General features: G+C 76.1%; 11 protein-coding genes and 1 pseudogene. 4 read left to right on the top strand and 8 right to left on the bottom strand.

Translation table 11 applies throughout. The features are described 5' to 3' along the window. From HCN08_RS34915 to HCN08_RS32510, 3 genes and pseudogenes are all read right to left on the bottom strand, one after another. Window positions 1-397 (bottom strand): annotated as a pseudogene (locus HCN08_RS34915) (hypothetical protein); the annotation flags it as partial. Continuing rightward, window positions 375-2,822 carry a DUF5682 family protein gene (locus HCN08_RS32515; RefSeq protein ID WP_240970656.1) on the bottom strand — a complete coding sequence of 816 codons (2,448 nt, stop codon included), beginning with the start codon at window positions 2,820-2,822 and terminating at the stop codon, window positions 375-377. The gene HCN08_RS32515 and the pseudogene HCN08_RS34915, both read right to left, overlap by 23 nt. Further along, window positions 2,819-3,955 carry an ATP-binding protein gene (locus tag HCN08_RS32510; RefSeq protein WP_240970654.1) on the bottom strand — a complete coding sequence of 379 codons (1,137 nt, stop codon included), beginning with the start codon at window positions 3,953-3,955 and terminating at the stop codon, window positions 2,819-2,821. The genes HCN08_RS32515 and HCN08_RS32510 overlap by 4 nt, the downstream gene beginning before the upstream one ends. A 137-nt stretch (window positions 3,956-4,092) precedes the next feature. On the opposite strand from HCN08_RS32510, the gene HCN08_RS32505 reads away from it, so the two are divergent. Both HCN08_RS32505 and HCN08_RS32500 read left to right on the top strand, forming a co-directional pair. Beyond that, window positions 4,093-5,442, top strand: coding sequence for an SWIM zinc finger family protein (locus HCN08_RS32505; RefSeq protein ID WP_167986913.1), 1,350 nt, complete (start codon window positions 4,093-4,095; stop codon window positions 5,440-5,442). Window positions 5,443-5,768: 326 nt separating this feature from the next. Then, window positions 5,769-7,403 (top strand): DUF5691 domain-containing protein, encoded by a 1,635-nt coding sequence (locus HCN08_RS32500; RefSeq protein ID WP_167986912.1) that lies wholly within the window; start codon window positions 5,769-5,771, stop codon window positions 7,401-7,403. Window positions 7,404-7,534: 131 nt separating this feature from the next. Here the strand turns inward: HCN08_RS32500 and HCN08_RS32495 are convergent, their stop codons facing one another. The 5 genes from HCN08_RS32495 to HCN08_RS32475 all read right to left on the bottom strand — a co-directional run bounded on the left by HCN08_RS32495 (window position 7,535) and on the right by HCN08_RS32475 (window position 11,392). Continuing rightward, a complete protein-coding gene (locus HCN08_RS32495; RefSeq protein WP_167986911.1) occupies window positions 7,535-8,035 on the bottom strand; it encodes a hypothetical protein in 501 nt (166 codons plus the stop codon). A gap of 9 nt (window positions 8,036-8,044) precedes the next feature. Next, window positions 8,045-8,563, bottom strand: a complete 519-nt coding sequence (locus HCN08_RS32490) for a DUF1795 domain-containing protein (protein ID WP_167986910.1) — start codon at window positions 8,561-8,563, stop codon at window positions 8,045-8,047. A gap of 216 nt (window positions 8,564-8,779) precedes the next feature. After that, entirely contained in the window at window positions 8,780-10,159 is a 1,380-nt protein-coding gene (locus HCN08_RS32485) for a hypothetical protein (protein ID WP_206319513.1), read from the bottom strand. Window positions 10,160-10,181: 22 nt separating this feature from the next. Then, window positions 10,182-10,730 (bottom strand): hypothetical protein, encoded by a 549-nt coding sequence (locus tag HCN08_RS32480; RefSeq protein WP_206319512.1) that lies wholly within the window; start codon window positions 10,728-10,730, stop codon window positions 10,182-10,184. A 254-nt stretch (window positions 10,731-10,984) separates the two neighbouring features. Further along, window positions 10,985-11,392, bottom strand: coding sequence for a cobalamin B12-binding domain-containing protein (locus HCN08_RS32475; RefSeq protein WP_167986909.1), 408 nt, complete (start codon window positions 11,390-11,392; stop codon window positions 10,985-10,987). A gap of 249 nt (window positions 11,393-11,641) precedes the next feature. Here HCN08_RS32475 and HCN08_RS32470 point away from each other — a divergent pair, with 249 nt between their 5' ends. Then, window positions 11,642-12,481 (top strand): esterase/lipase family protein, encoded by an 840-nt coding sequence (locus tag HCN08_RS32470; protein WP_167986908.1) that lies wholly within the window; start codon window positions 11,642-11,644, stop codon window positions 12,479-12,481. A 139-nt stretch (window positions 12,482-12,620) separates the two neighbouring features. Then, window positions 12,621-14,087, top strand: coding sequence for a M23 family metallopeptidase (locus tag HCN08_RS35910; protein WP_322974814.1), 1,467 nt, complete (start codon window positions 12,621-12,623; stop codon window positions 14,085-14,087). Window positions 14,088-14,097: the final 10 nt, after the last annotated feature.

Below are 14,097 nucleotides of genomic sequence, written 5' to 3'. Positions count from 1 at the left end.
GCACAAGCCGCCACCGCCGCAACCGCTCTGCGCCTCCGGCGCGGCGGGCCGAGGGCGCGCCACCCGGGACGGCCCCGGGGCCGGCGTCGGGACGCACCGGCGTGCCGCCGTCCGGGCCGGCGTCGGGGTGCACCGGTGTGCCGGCGCCCGATGCCGCCGGCCGCGCGCGGCCGGAACGGCCCGCAGTGTCGCCTGCCGCAACGCGGATGCCGGAGGCATCGCCGGGCAGCGGCAGGCGGCCGACCGACACATGCCCCGCGCTCTCCGCAGGCGCCGCCGGCCGCGCGCGGCCGAAGCGGCCCGCAGCGTCGCCTGCCGCAACGCGGATGCCGGAGGCATCGGTGGCCTGCTGGACGCGGTCGGCGCCGCGGGTGTCAGTCATCTTGCGCTCCCCCATCGCCTCGGGTGACGAGGTCCGTTGTCGTGGTGGTGCCGAGCAGGAGGCGGACGGTGTGGGTTGCGGCCTCTGCGCGGGTCGGGTCGAGGGTGGGGGCGAAGCCGGGGAGGCCCGGGTCGGTGGGGCGGGGTGCGGGGTGGGCGGCGAGGGACGGGGCGCGGCGGACGAGTTCGCCGACCGTGCGGCGGACGCCCGGGTCGAACTCGGCGAACGTCCGGCGCAGCAGCGGCAGCACGTCCGTGAAGGCCGCGGGCGGCACCCCGCAGATCCAGCCGTCCAGCAGCGCCAGCAGCTTCTGGTCGTGGACCAGCAGCATGCCGCCGCCGGCGAGGAAGCCCTCGACCCACCCGGCCGCCTCCGCCGGGGGCGTGCCCGGCGACAGGGCCAGGCCCATCAGCCGGGCGACCTGCGCCGCGTCGAGCCGGCCGTCGTCCAGCAGCAGCCGGGCGGCGGCGCCGCGCAGCAGGCCGGGGATGCCGCCGGGGGCCCCGCCCGGGCGGTCGCCGCGTTCGGCAAGGCCCCGCAGCGCCGCGGCCCAGCGGTCGCGCAGCGCCGGGTCGGGCAGCAGCGCGACCGCGCGGTGCACCCCCTCGACATGCCCGCGCATCTGCGCCGCGCCGTCCGCGTCCAGCCCCGTGCAGGCCGGCGGCAGCCCGACGCAGATCCGCAGCGCCAGCCCCTCGGCGACCTTGCCGAGCGCGCCCGCGTCCGTACCGCGCACGTCGCCGTACCGCACCGCCCGCACCAGCGCGGGCAGCGCCGCCGCCAGGTGCGCCACGTCCGTGTCCAGCGCCGCGCGGTCCGCCAGCGCCCGCATCACCACCGGCAGGGCGTCCGCGAGCCCCGCCAGCAGGCAGCTCTCGGCCGTCGCCGTGACCTCGGCCAGTGTCGTGGCGTGTGTGGCGGCGTCCGCCGCCCGGGCCGCCGCAGCGGACGCCACCGTCGTGCCCCACACGCCGGCCTCCGCGACCCGCACCGCCAGTTCCGGCTCCCACCGCAGCCGCCAGTCCTCCCGGAAGGTGCCCTTGCTCTCCCGGCTGCCGGCCGGCTCGCCCCAGCCGATGCCGAGCAGCGCCAGCCGGTGCAGCAGCCGGCTGCGGGCGGCGTCGGTGTCCTTGCGCAGGTCCAGCTCCAGATGCCGCTCCAGCGCCTCCGGCCTGAGCCGCAGCGCCCGCTGCTGCCGGGCCAGGTCGCGGGCCAGCGGCACGGCGGGCGCGTCCGGCGGGACCTCGCCGAGCACGTCCCCGACGACCAGCCGGTCCCGGATCAGCGCCATCGGCACGTCGGAGCCGTCGCACATCACGGCCCGCACTGCGTCGGTCGCCTCGCCGAGGCCGGCGAGCGGGCGACCGCGCATCGCCGCGAGCGTCTCGGCGAGCCGTACGGCCTCGATGACATGCGCGGACGACACCGGCAGGTCCTCCTCCCGCAGCAGGCCGGCGACCTTCGTCATCCACCGCGTCACCGGTCTGTCCGGCGCGGTGAACAGATGCCGGTACCAGCCCGGCGAGTCGATCCCCGCGCCGTACCCGCTCGCGCGGGCCAGCCGGCGGTGCGTCCACGGCACCCACGTCGTCTCGACCTTCGCCTTGGGCAGGCCCTTGAGCAGTTGCCGGTCCGCCGCGACCGCCGTGCGCCCGGCGAGCGCCGGTACGTGCCAGGCCCCGCACACCACCGCCGTCCGCTCGTGCGCCCGGCGCGCCTCACGCACCTTGAGCCGCATATGCGCTTCGCGCGCCGGGTCGCGGGGATGCCCGCCGTCGCCGTGGACGGCCCGGACCTCCGCCATGGCCTCGGCGAGCGCGGCGAACGGCGCGAGGGGATCGCCGCCTTCCTCGCCCCGGTGCTCCACGGCGTCCTCCCACCACCGCTCCGGGTCGTCGTACCCCGCGGTCCGCGCCAGTACGGCCAGCGGGTCGACCCGCGCCTCCTCCCCGGGCTCCCCGGGCTCCCCGGACTCCCCGGGCGGGTCGGCGTCCGGCGCCGCGGGGCCCTCGGCGAGGACCAGCTCCTCCGGGCTCGGCAGGAGGGCCAGGCTCGTCGCGGCCGGCAGGTCGATGAAGCGCACCTCGGCGCCCGCGGCCAGGGCCCAGCGCAGGGCGGCCCACTCCGGGGAGAACTCCGCGAAGGGCCAGAAGGCGGCGCGCGCGGGGTCGTCCACCACATGGGAGAGCAGCGCGACCGGCGGGCGCATCGCCGGATCGGCGGCCAGCGCCGCCAGCGCGTCGGCCTCCGGCGGCCCCTCGATCAGCACGGCCTGCGGCCGATACGCCTCCAGCGCCGCGAGCACCGCCCGCGCCGACCCGGGCCCGTGGTGCCGCACCCCCAGCAGCACCACGTCCTGCGCGGACTCCCCCGCCGCCCGCGCCACCTCCCCGGCGGCGGCAGCGTCCCGTGCGGCCCCGACGCGCAGGGCCGGGCTCATGACGTCACCTCGCGGCAGGCCCGGTAGAAGTCCTTCCAGCCCTCGCGCTCGCGGACAACGGTCTCCAGATACTCCTGCCAGATCAGCCGGTCGGCCGCCGGGTCGCGGACGACCGCGCCGAGGATGCCGGCGGCGATGTCGCCCGCGCGCAGCACCCCGTCGCCGAAGTGCGCGGCCAGGGCGAGGCCACTGGTCACGACGGAGATCGCCTCCGCAGTGGACAGCGTCCCGGAGGGGGACTTGAGCTTGGTGCGGCCGTCCTCCGTGATGCCGGCGCGCAGCTCGCGGAAGACGGTGACGACCCGGCGGATCTCGTCGGCGCCGCGCGGGGCGGCCGGCAGGTCGAGCGCGCGGCCGAGCTGGGCGACCCGGCGGGCGACGATCTCCACCTCCTCCTCCGCGGAGGCGGGCAGCGGCAGCACCACCGTGTTGAAGCGGCGGCGCAGCGCGCTCGACAGGTCGTTGACCCCGCGGTCGCGGTCGTTGGCCGTCGCGATGAGGTTGAAGCCGCGTACGGCCTGCTGCTCCGTGCCCAGCTCGGGGATCGGCAGCGTCTTCTCGGACAGGATGGTGATGAGGGTGTCCTGCACGTCGGCCGGGATGCGCGTCAGCTCCTCCACGCGCGCGAGCCGGCCCTCCGCCATCGCCCGCATCACGGGGCTGGGCACCAGCGCCTCCCGCGTCGGGCCGTGGGTGAGCAGCTGCGCGTAGTTCCAGCCGTAGCGGATCGCCTCCTCCGGGGTGCCGGCCGTGCCCTGCACGAGCAGCGTGGAGTCGCCGCTGACCGCGGCGGCCAGATGCTCCGACACCCACGTCTTCGCCGTGCCGGGCACGCCGAGCAGCAGCAGCGCCCGGTCGGTCGCCAGCGTCGTGACGGCGACCTCGACGATCCGGCGCGGGCCCACGTATTTGGGGGTCACCGCCGTGCCGTCCGGGAGCGTGCCGCCGAGCAGGTAGGTCGCGACCGCCCACGGCGAGAGCTTCCAGCGCGGCGGGCGCGGGCGGTCGTCGGCGGCGGCGAGCGCGGCCAGCTCGGCCGCGAAGTCCTGCTCGGCGTGCGGGCGCAGGGCCCCTCCGGCGGGCGGGCGCGGGGCCTGCTCGGCGCCGGCCGCGGCGCTCGTCGTAGCGGTCATGGCTCTCCCCCACTCGTCGAACGGACCCCCTCGGTCCGTGCTTCCTCCACTGTGCACCGCACCACTGACAATCCGTCACAGCGCGCTATCCGCGCAGGTCAGGGCGATTGTCAGAGGGTGGCTCTAGCGTGGTCGGCATGGAGGAGACGGAGCTTGCCTGGACGGCCGATCAGGTCCTCGCGCTCGCGCCCGACGCCGCGTCACGCACGGCGGGCGCGCGGCTCGCGGCGCGTGCGGCGTGGTCGGGCGCGGGCGCGTCCGCGCACGCGGTGTGGGGGTTGTGCGCGGGCAGCGGCAGCCGGCCGTATCAGACGGTCGTCGATCTGCGCGGGCCCGCGTTCTCCTGCTCGTGCCCGAGCCGGAAGTTCCCGTGCAAGCACACGCTGGGGCTGCTTTTACTGTGGGCGGCCGGTGAGGCCGGGGCGGTCCCGGCGGGGGCGGTGCCGCCGGAGTGGGCCGAGCAGTGGCTCGCGGCCCGCGCGAAGAAGGCGGAAGCGGCCGGGGCGCGTCCGGGCGCGCAGGAGGAGCCGGAGCCCGCGCCGCCGGGGGCGGAGGCGGCGCGCAGACGCGCCGAGCGGCGGGCGGTGCGGGTGGAAGGGGGAGCGGTGGAGCTGGAGCAGCGGCTGACGGACCTGCTGCGGGGCGGCCTCGCGGGCGCGGACCGCGCGGGCTACCAGCCGTGGGACGAGATCGCGGCCCGGATGGTGGACGCGCAGGCGCCGGGCCTGGCGGCCCGGGTCCGGGCGCTGGGCTCCGTTCCGGTGACGGGGGGCGACTGGCCGTCGCGGATGCTGGAGGAGACCGGCCTGCTGCATCTGCTGGCCCGCGGTTTCCTGGGCCGCGAGCGCCTTCCGCCGCCGCTGGCCGAGACGGTGCGGACGAGGATCGGCTTCACGGTGGATTCGGCGGAGCTGCTGTCGGGCCCGCGCGTGCGCGGCCGGTGGCTGGTCCTCGCGCAGTACGACACGGCGGACGAGCGGCTGACGACCCGCCGGATATGGCTGTACGACGAGGAGTCCGCGCGGTTCGCGCTGCTGCTCTCGTACGGCGCCGCGGGCCGGGCCCCGGAGCTGACGCTCCCGGTGGGTTCGGTGCTGGACGCGGAGCTGGCCTACCACCCGGCGGCGGTGCCGCTGCGTGCGGTGCTGGGCACGGTCTTCGGCACGAGCGGGCCCGAGGGTGTGCCGCGCGGCGGCTCGGTGGGCGCGGCGCTCGACGCGTACGGGGCGGCGATCGCGGACGACCCGTGGCTGGACGGCTATCCGGTGCTGCTCACGGACGTCGTGCCGCTGCCGGCGCAGGACCACTGGCAGGTGGCCGACGCCACCGCGCAGGAGGCCGCGCCGCTCACCGGCGCGGACCGCTACTGGCGGCTGGCGGCGATATCGGGCGGCCACCCGGTCACACTCTTCGCCGAGGTCGGCCCGTCGGGCCTGCGCCCACTGGCTGCCTGGTCGGGGGCTTCCCCGGCGCCGCTGGCGGTGTAGGGCGCGGGGCCTCGGCGGATGGGCCGCCGGGGCGGCGGGCGGACGGTGACGTACCGCCGGGCGTACGGGTCGGGCGGCGGGCAGACGGTGGAGGCGGCCGGGCGCCGACGGGAAAGGCGAACGGGCCTCCGGAACGGTGGCGGACGGGCCGGGCGGACCCTGCCGTACCGCCGGGGCGCGGGCCCGGACGGCGGGCGGACGGTGGGGGCGGACGGGCGGACGGGTCGGAGGGCGAGTGGACGGTGGTGTACCGCCGGGCGGGGGGACGGGATGTGTTCGGACACCCGACAGCTCAAGGGGCCGTGGCCCCGGGAGGAGGGACGCTCATGGGTGCGGGGTGGGACGACCTCGTGGGAAGTGCGCTGCTCGGGACGGAGCGGCGGCGGCCGTTCGGGGTGGTGGGGGACGCGGGCGAGGCGGCGGCGGGGCTGCTGGACGCCGCGGCGGCCGGGGTGGTGCGGCGCCGGGCGGGGATACGGCCGGGGGTGCCCGGGGCGCGGCCGAAGCCGGCGGCGCAGGACCGGCGGCCGGCGCTGCCCGAGGCCGCGCGGCGGCGGCTGGGGATGCTGCTGGCGGACCGTGCCGGGGGCGGCGCGGCCGGCGGGAACCGGCGCGGGGCGGCGCCGAATCTCGCGGAGCTGCTGCCGCAGTGGCTGGCGGCGGCCCGCCGGGCGGGGTACGCGCCGCCGCCCGAGCTGCTGCCGGCGTTGCTGGACGCGGCGCGGGCCCGTACCGACCTGCGGGCCGACGCGCTGGCCTTCGCGGGCCCGCGCGGGCGGTGGCTGGCGGAGCTGAATCCGGACTGGGCGTATGCGCTGCGGGCCGGCGCCGGGGCGGTGCCGGGCCCCGAACTGCCGGACGCGGACGACCAGGAGGAGGCGGCGCGGCTGTGGGAGGAGGGGCTGTTCGCCGAGCGGGTCGCGCTGCTGGCCCGGCTGCGGACGACCGATCCGGCGACCGGGCTGGCGCTGCTGGCGGCCACGTGGAAGAGCGAGCGGGCCGAGGACCGGCTGATGTTCCTGGACTCGCTGCGGACCGGCCTTTCGGCGGCGGACGAGCCGTTCCTGGAGCAGGCGTTGAGCGACCGCAGCCGTAACGTACGGGCGACGGCGGCGGAGTTGCTGTCGGCGCTGCCGGAGTCCGCGCTGGCCGCGCGGATGGCGGCGCGGGCCCGCAGCTGTGTGTCGCTCGGGCCCGAGGGCATCGTGGTGGAGGCGCCGTACGAGTGCGACGCGGCGATGGAGCGCGACGGGGTGGCGCCGCGCCCGCCGAACGGGCGCGGGGAGCGGGCGTGGTGGCTGGGCCAGTTGGTGGACGCGGCGCCGCTGGCGACCTGGCCGGCGCGGTTCGGGGGCCGCACGCCCGAGCAGATCATCGGGCTGCCGGTGCTGGACGACTGGCAGCCCGATCTGCACGCGGCGTGGTGCAGGGCCGCCGTGCGGCAGCGGGACGCGGCCTGGGCGCGGGCGCTGCTGGGCCCGCCGCCGCTGCCCGCGGCGCAGGTCGTCCCGGTGGGCGACCCGGCGAAGCTGCTGTCGATCCTGCCGGCGCGGGAGCGGGCGGAGTGGGTCGCGGCGTTCATCGCGGCGCACGGCCTGTCCGAGGCGTTCCAGATGCTCGGCGCGTGCGCGGTGCCGTGGGCCGCGCCGCTCGGCCGGGCCGTGGTGGACGCGCTGGACATCGCGCGGGACGCGGGCAGTTACCCCTGGAGCTTCAGCGGGGTGATGGGCCTGGCCGAGCGCTGCCTCGACCCGGCGGACGCCGAGCAGATAGCCGTGCTGGCCGGCGCCGGCGAGGAGCCCCCGGCGGACACCGCCCCGCCGGGCGCGGCGGCGTACTGGCGCGAGGCCTTCCAGCGCCTGGGCGGCACGCTGCGGCTGCGCGCCACGATGCTGGCCGAGCTCCGCCCCGCGACCCCCGAGACCCCCGAGACCCCCGGGCCCCGCGCCCGCGCGAGCTGACCCGGCGGGCGCGCCCGGGCCGCCCGCCCATGTCGGCACCTGGCACCCGGCGCCCTGGGCCGGCGCCGTACGCCGCTGCCCGGCCCCCGCGGCCGGCGCGGTCGCAGCCGGTGGCATCGCGGCCGGTGCGGTCAGAGCCGGCCGAAGGTCACCGGGTGCCAGGTCCAGCCGCCGGCGGCGACGGCGTGCTGGAGCGCGGCCTTGAGGTCGTGGCTGTCGAAGCGGTAGGTCTCGCGGCGCTCGCGCGTGCCGGGCGTGAACTCGTAGCCCACGAGCTTCTTGCGGAGCTGGCCGCGGGAGCGGGAGGTGGTGCGGCGCCGGGGCTTGTCGCCGCTCAGGGTGTATTCCGTGTGGACGTCCACCGCACGGACCTCGTACGACTCGGGCACCAGGCGCAGCTGGACCTGAAAGGACTCGCAGTATTGGCGGCGACCGAAGAGGCCGTCCTTGGTGAGCTTGACGAGCACGAACTCCGCGACGACGTCGACGCCTTCGGGCCCGCCGTCGCGGACGGTGCACGGGGTGCCGGGCCGGTCGAGGGCGAGCAGCGCGGCGCGCACCTCGGCCGGGGGGCGGGGCGGCACGCCGGGCTGCGGTGCCGGCGGGCTGTCGGAGCTGCGGGAAGGGCTCACGGCGGCAGCCTAGTTCGGGCCGCCGGCCGCGGGGCGCGGCGGGCGGGTGTCGGGGCGGACGCTGCGGACGACGTCCTGGAAGTCGGGCAGCACCTCGTCGTGCTGCGCGGCGGTCGCGGTGAGCGCGAGGCGGATGACGGCCCGCCGGTGCGGGTCCTTGGCGTCGGTCAGCGCGAGGTAGACCTGTGTCTGGAGCAGCGCGTGCCGGACGCCGCCGGCGAGCGCGGTGAAGGAGAGCTGCTGGGTGAGCGCGGGCACGTCGGCGGTGCCGGCCGCCTGCCGCTCGGTCAGCACGACCGAGCCGGCGACCTCGCGCATCCGCTCCACGGAGCCGTCGGCGATGTCGTCGAGGGTGGCGTCCTCGGGCGGTATGTCGCCGTCGACGGTGATGTTGGCGGTGAAGCCGTCGTCCGCCCCGGGGTGGACGGCGGCGAAGGCGACACCGGGCGCACCGGCCTCGTCGGGCGGCACGGCCCGCCAGTCGTCGGGGAGTTCGAGCTCGATCGGCAGCGGAAGTGTCGTGGGCATGGGTCGATCATCTCCTTACGGCACCGGTGACGGCGACGGCACCGGCACCGGCACCGGGTCGGCGCCGGGCCGGCAGGTCGGCAAAGCACGGCGGGGGGCAGCGTCCGCGCCGGGCCGGCGGCAGGGCGGCGGCGGAACGGCAGCACCCGCGCCGGTCCGGCGGGCTCGGCAGCGGTCCGGCGGCCCCCGTACCGGAGGGCAGTTGCGCCCCGGCGGTCAGAACAGGCTGCCGATCCCCTTCCCCACCGAGCTGAGCGCGTGCCCGGCGTCGCTCGCCGCGTGCCCGATGCCGTGCGCCGCCTTGCCGGCCGCGTCGGCGACGTCACCGGCCGCGTCGGCGACCTTGTGCGGGTCGACGGTGAACTCGAAGCCGAGGTCGCCGCCGATCAGGTCGGCCGCGCCGACCTCCGCCCCGAAGTGCCACTTGCCGTCCGTGTCGTCCTTGCCGAAGACGACCTTGGCCTCGCCGCCCTCGCCTGCCCAGCCCTCGGCGTTGAAACCCACGCCGATGCCGCCGACCTCGGTACCGCCGGCGACCCCGCCCTTGGCCCCGACGAAATACTTCGCGCTGGCCTTGAAGCCCTCCTTGCCGGCCTGGAGGTTGCCGGACCCCTCGGCGCCGGCGAAGCCGGTGGCCCGCCCGTAGACGCCGACGTCGCGGTATTCGGCCCGCCCCTCGGCGAGCGCCCGCAGCCCCTCGGACGCCTCGACCTGCGCCTTGACGCCCTTGTCGGAGAAGCCCCAGTTCGCCGAGACCCGCTCGCCGAGGTTGGCGTCGGCGATACCGGAGAGCTTGAGGTGGCCGTTGGTGAGCGTGCCCTGCGCGGTGAGGTGGAAGAGGTCGGCGAACGCCTTGACGGAGCCCTGCTTGCCGTACTTGGGGCCGCCGGTGACGGAGAAGCCGGCGTTGGGGCCGAGGAAGGTGAAGGAGCCGTCGCCGTGCCAGCCGTCGGTCTTCGTCTTCTGGCCGTCGCCGCCCGCGCCGCCGGCGTGCAGCGGGTCGCCGTCGGCCTGCCCGTTGAAGCCGCCGACGCCGCTGCCGTCGGGCGAGAGGTCGGTGGCCGCGCCGACGAGGGCGAGCTTGACGCCCTGGTCGGAGTCGTCGACGGCCTGCACGGCGTTGCGGATGTCGGTGGTGCGCTCCCGCGCGGCCTGGTCGTACTCCGCGACCAGGCGCGGGTAGTCCGGGTCGTGCCGGTAGGCGAACCGCTCCTTGTCGGTGAGCTTGTCGAAGCCGACGTAGGTGACGACCCCGGAGCCGTCCACCGCGAAGTCGTTGGCCTGCGCGTCGGCGACGAGGTCCTTGACGTGCTTCTGCCGGGCGGCGAGTTCGGTGTGGCCCTCGCGCAGGATGTTGGCGATCGCCAGCGCCTCGGTCTGCGCGGCGCCGTATTCGTACGCGGTGGCCTGCGCGCCGGCCTGCTGGGCGTCGAAGGCCAGGCCGGTCCAGCCGCCGCCGGCCAGGGCGCCCTGGACGTTCTTGCGGTAGTCGGTCTGCAGGACGCCGAAGCGCTCGCCCATCTTCTGCCACACGCCGGCGGCGTCCAGCAGCGGCGACAGGTCGGCGGTCATCACGTCGTGGTAGGTCAGCGTCATGGTCGCTCCGTCCTCCCCGCGCTCAGAGGTCGCCGACGCGGCTGGTGAGGTCGGGCAGGCCGGGCTGGAGGGGCGAGCCGGGCGGGAGGGGCAGGCCCGGCGGGACGGACCGGATCTGGGCGCCGGTGAGCAGGTCGTTGCCGGTGAAGAGGGTGTTGGTGGCGCGCAGCGCGCCGAGTTCGCCCTCCAGCCGGGTCATGAGCCGGGCGACCTGGCCGCGCCAGGTGCCCATGGCCGTCGCGAGGCCGGCGTCGGTGGCCCAGTGCGTGAGGCCGGTGAGCCCGGTGTCGGGCGTGCCGGCGGGCTGGGCGGGCGTGAGCGGGAAGGGCCCGTAGACGGGCGGCCCGGAGCTGGGCGGGAAGGACGTGCTGCCGACGGCCGCGCCGGCGCCGCCCTCGTCCATGGCGCCGGCCGAGCGGGTGTTCGGCAGCTGGTGCTGCTCCATGTACGTGGCCGCGCGTTTCTTGTCGGCCGCGGAACTGGTGAGCCCGCCCCCGCCGCCGGTCCCGCCGCCGAACACACCGCCGCCGAAGCCACTGCCACCGGAGCCGGAGCCACCGTCGGAAGTCATCGCATTTCCCCCTCGTGCGTACGCCCTGCGGGTGCGGCACCGAGCGGGCGTGGCAGCAGCGCCGGGCAGTACGTTACGGCGCGCCGGGACACGAAGTGGGCTGAAAATACAAACAGATTCGTAATAGCGGGAGGGCGCTCAGGGACGGCCGTCCCTTTGCGCCCCATATGAAACCCGTATTGACGCCGGCACGAAAACGGGCACCCGGGCGACGCACCGTCAGTTATGAATCACCCAGCGTCAGAAAGCAGTCGTCAGGCGGCGCGGGCCACATTCGCGTGGACCCATTCCACGACGTCGCCGGTCGGCGTGCCGGGCGTGAAGATCGCCGCGACGCCCAGCGCCTTGAGCGGCGGGATGTCCGCCTCGGGGATGATGCCGCCGCCGAAGACCTTGATGTCGGCGGCGTCGCGGTCCTTGAGCAGTTCCACGACCTTCGCGAAAAGTGTCATGTGCGCGCCGGAGAGAATGGACAGCCCGATCGCGTCGGCGTCCTCCTGGATCGCGGTGTCGACGACCTGCTCGGGCGTCTGGTGCAGGCCCGTGTAGATGACCTCCATGCCGGCATCCCTGAGGGCCCGGGCGATGACCTTGGCCCCGCGGTCGTGGCCGTCGAGCCCCGGCTTGGCGACGACCACGCGGATCGGACCGGACACACCCATCTCTGCCTCCATGCCTCGCAGGTCCGTGGACTGCACTGTGCGCGAACCGTGTGAACGAACGTTATCTCCCCCCTCCGGCGGGCGTCAGTTTTACGGAGGCACCGAGGGGGAAATCACACAGTGGGGCACATTCCCCGCAAGGTCGGGCCGCGGCCGGCCGCGACGGGCACAGCGACACGCCCGGGCCGCCCGGAGCCCGCGAGGCGCCCGGGGTCGACGCGGACCGCGGGTCGCGACGGGAGGTGGGCCATGGCCGACCGGTCGTCGAGAGCAGGCAAGGACGCGCGCGGGCAGGACGCGCAGGAAGCGAAGGACTCCCCGGGCGGCGCCGGGAGCCGGCTGTGGCACGGCGTGGGATTGGCCCGGGCCACCGCGCTGGATCTGGCGGTCCTCGCGGGCCACCTGGTGTTCTACCCCACCGGCATCCTCCCCGAGCGCGAACATCTGCGGCACACCGCCGCCGCCCACCCCCCGGTCCTGCTGCTGCACGGCTTCGTCGACAACCGCTCGACCTTCGCCGTACTGCGCCGCCACCTGCGCGAGCACGGCTGGACGCAGGTCCAGGCGCTGAACTACTCCCCGCTCATCGGCGACATCCGCACCGCCGCCGAGCTGCTGGGCCGGCATGTCGAGGAGGTCTGCCACGACAGCGGCCGGCGCCGGATCGACATCGTGGGGCACAGCCTCGGCGGCCTCATCGCCCGCTATTACGTGCAGTGCCTGGGCGGCGACACGCGGATACGGACCCTGGTCACGCTGGGCACACCGCACGCCGGCACCCGCGCGGTCCCGGCGCTCGCGCCGCACCCGATCATCCGGCAGATGCGGCCCGGCTCGGACGTGCTGAAGGAGCTGGACGGTCCGGCGGCCGGCTGCCGCACCCGCTGTGTGGCCTTCTGGAGCGACCTGGACCCGCTGATGATCCCGGTGGAGTCCGCCCGGCTCGACCATCCGGACCTGCCGGCGGAGAACGTCAAGGTCAGCGGGGTCGGCCATCTGTCGCTGCCGGTGCACGGCTCGGTGCTCGGCGAGGTCCGCCGCGCCCTGTCCGGCGGCGGCCCGCTGCGGCCCGCGATCGAGGCCGCATAACGGACACATAACGGTCGAATATCGACCGAACACCGGGCAAGGCGGACGTCACGCTTCGGGCAGAGATTGTCCCGGTCCCCCACCGGCGGCTACAGTCACCGCTAATTCTCCTGCTGCCGAGGCGAAAGAGAAGCTGGCGGTGAACGAACGTCATCCGTCGGGTTACGTCCCCGACTACGGTGCCTACGCGTACGACGCCTATTCCCAGGGCGGATACCCGGCTGCCGGCACCGCATTCGCGGACGACACCGCGACGGGCGCGTACTCCGCGATCCCGCAGCAGGACGCGTCCTATGGCTACGACCCGCAGACCGGCCACACCCCGGCCCAGGGCGTGAGCTACGGCACCGGCTGCAGCTACGACCTCGGGCAGCAGCAGAGCTACGACCCGTACGGCTATCCGGCTGGCGCCACGTACTACGACACCGGTACGTACGACGCCTCGCAGTTCACCGGCTACCAGCAGCAGCCCGCGGCCCCGGAGCAGACCGGGACCTACCCGCAGCAGGACTGGGACTCCGGCGCCTACCCGGCCTACGGCTACGGGTACGACACGAGCGGCGACACCGGGATCTACGAGCAGTTCCCGCCGCAGCAGCAGTACGCGCAAGGCTACGAGCAGCAGCCGCAGGGCTACCCGCAGCCGCAGCAGGACCAGGACCCGTACGCGGCCCACGGCTACGACGCCTACCCGCAGGCCGCCGAGCCGTACGCCGACCCGGTCGGCCCCGACGCCCCCGCCGGCCTCGACGAGCTCGCCGACCTCGACGCCCTTGACGCCCTCGGCCTCGACACGCCCGGCCTCGCCCCCGAGCCTGACCCCGCCTTCGCCGAGCGGCACGACTACGCCGCCGACGGCGACGAGCCCGGCCTGCCCACCGCCCGCAGCCGGCGCCGCAAGCCCGCCAAGCGCTCGGCGCTGCTCACCGTGGCCGTGCCGTCCGTCGCGGTGATGGGCGTCGCGGCGGTCGGCGCGGCGGCCGTGACCGGCGTCGGCGTGGCGCAGGACTCCGGCGGCGCGCACACCGACGCGGCCGGCGGCACCGCCCCGACCACCCAGCTCGACCGGCAGCTCGCCGGGGTGAGCGCGGACGCCGACGACTTCGCCGACCGGGCGAGCCGTACGCAGGAGCGCATCGACCTCAAGGACCGGCAGGAGGCGGCCAAGAAGGCCGCCGCTGAGGCCGCCGCCCGCAAGGAGGCGCTGCGGCCGAAGTTCGTGCTGCCGGTCAAGCAGCACGGCCTCAGCGCGTACTTCGGGCAGGCCGGCGTCAACTGGATGGCGCTGCACACCGGTATCGACTTCCCCGTGGTCGTCGGCACGCCGGTGATGGCGGTGACGGACGGCACGGTCCGCACGCAGTGGAACAGCTCCTACGGCAACATGGCCATCGTCACCGCGCCGGACGGCACGGAGACCTGGTACTGCCACCTGAGCAGCACCAAGATCCGCAGCGGCAAGGTCAAGGCCGGCACGGTCATCGCCTACTCCGGCAACACCGGCAACACCACGGGACCGCACCTCCATCTGGAGGTCCGCCCGAACGGCGGGTCACCGATCGACCCGCTGCCCTGGCTCCTCAAGCACGGCCTCGACCCGCGGTAGCGGCGGTAGC

Origin of the sequence: Actinacidiphila epipremni, from assembly GCF_012034175.1 — a bacterium.
Taxonomy (GTDB): domain Bacteria; phylum Actinomycetota; class Actinomycetes; order Streptomycetales; family Streptomycetaceae; genus Actinacidiphila; species Actinacidiphila epipremni.
This window is presented reverse-complemented; position numbering and strand designations above follow the sequence as displayed.

Coding starts and splice junctions, on each gene's coding strand:
- HCN08_RS32510 (WP_240970654.1), bottom strand. CDS start 3,955: ATGACCGCTACGACGAGCGCCGCGGCCGGCGCCGAGCAGGCCCCGCGC.
- HCN08_RS32500 (WP_167986912.1), top strand. CDS start 5,769: ATGGGTGCGGGGTGGGACGACCTCGTGGGAAGTGCGCTGCTCGGGACG.
- HCN08_RS32475 (WP_167986909.1), bottom strand. CDS start 11,392: ATGGGTGTGTCCGGTCCGATCCGCGTGGTCGTCGCCAAGCCGGGGCTC.
- HCN08_RS32470 (WP_167986908.1), top strand. CDS start 11,642: ATGGCCGACCGGTCGTCGAGAGCAGGCAAGGACGCGCGCGGGCAGGAC.
- HCN08_RS32490 (WP_167986910.1), bottom strand. CDS start 8,563: ATGCCCACGACACTTCCGCTGCCGATCGAGCTCGAACTCCCCGACGAC.
- HCN08_RS32505 (WP_167986913.1), top strand. CDS start 4,093: ATGGAGGAGACGGAGCTTGCCTGGACGGCCGATCAGGTCCTCGCGCTC.
- HCN08_RS32480 (WP_206319512.1), bottom strand. CDS start 10,730: ATGACTTCCGACGGTGGCTCCGGCTCCGGTGGCAGTGGCTTCGGCGGC.
- HCN08_RS32485 (WP_206319513.1), bottom strand. CDS start 10,159: ATGACGCTGACCTACCACGACGTGATGACCGCCGACCTGTCGCCGCTG.
- HCN08_RS32515 (WP_240970656.1), bottom strand. CDS start 2,822: ATGAGCCCGGCCCTGCGCGTCGGGGCCGCACGGGACGCTGCCGCCGCC.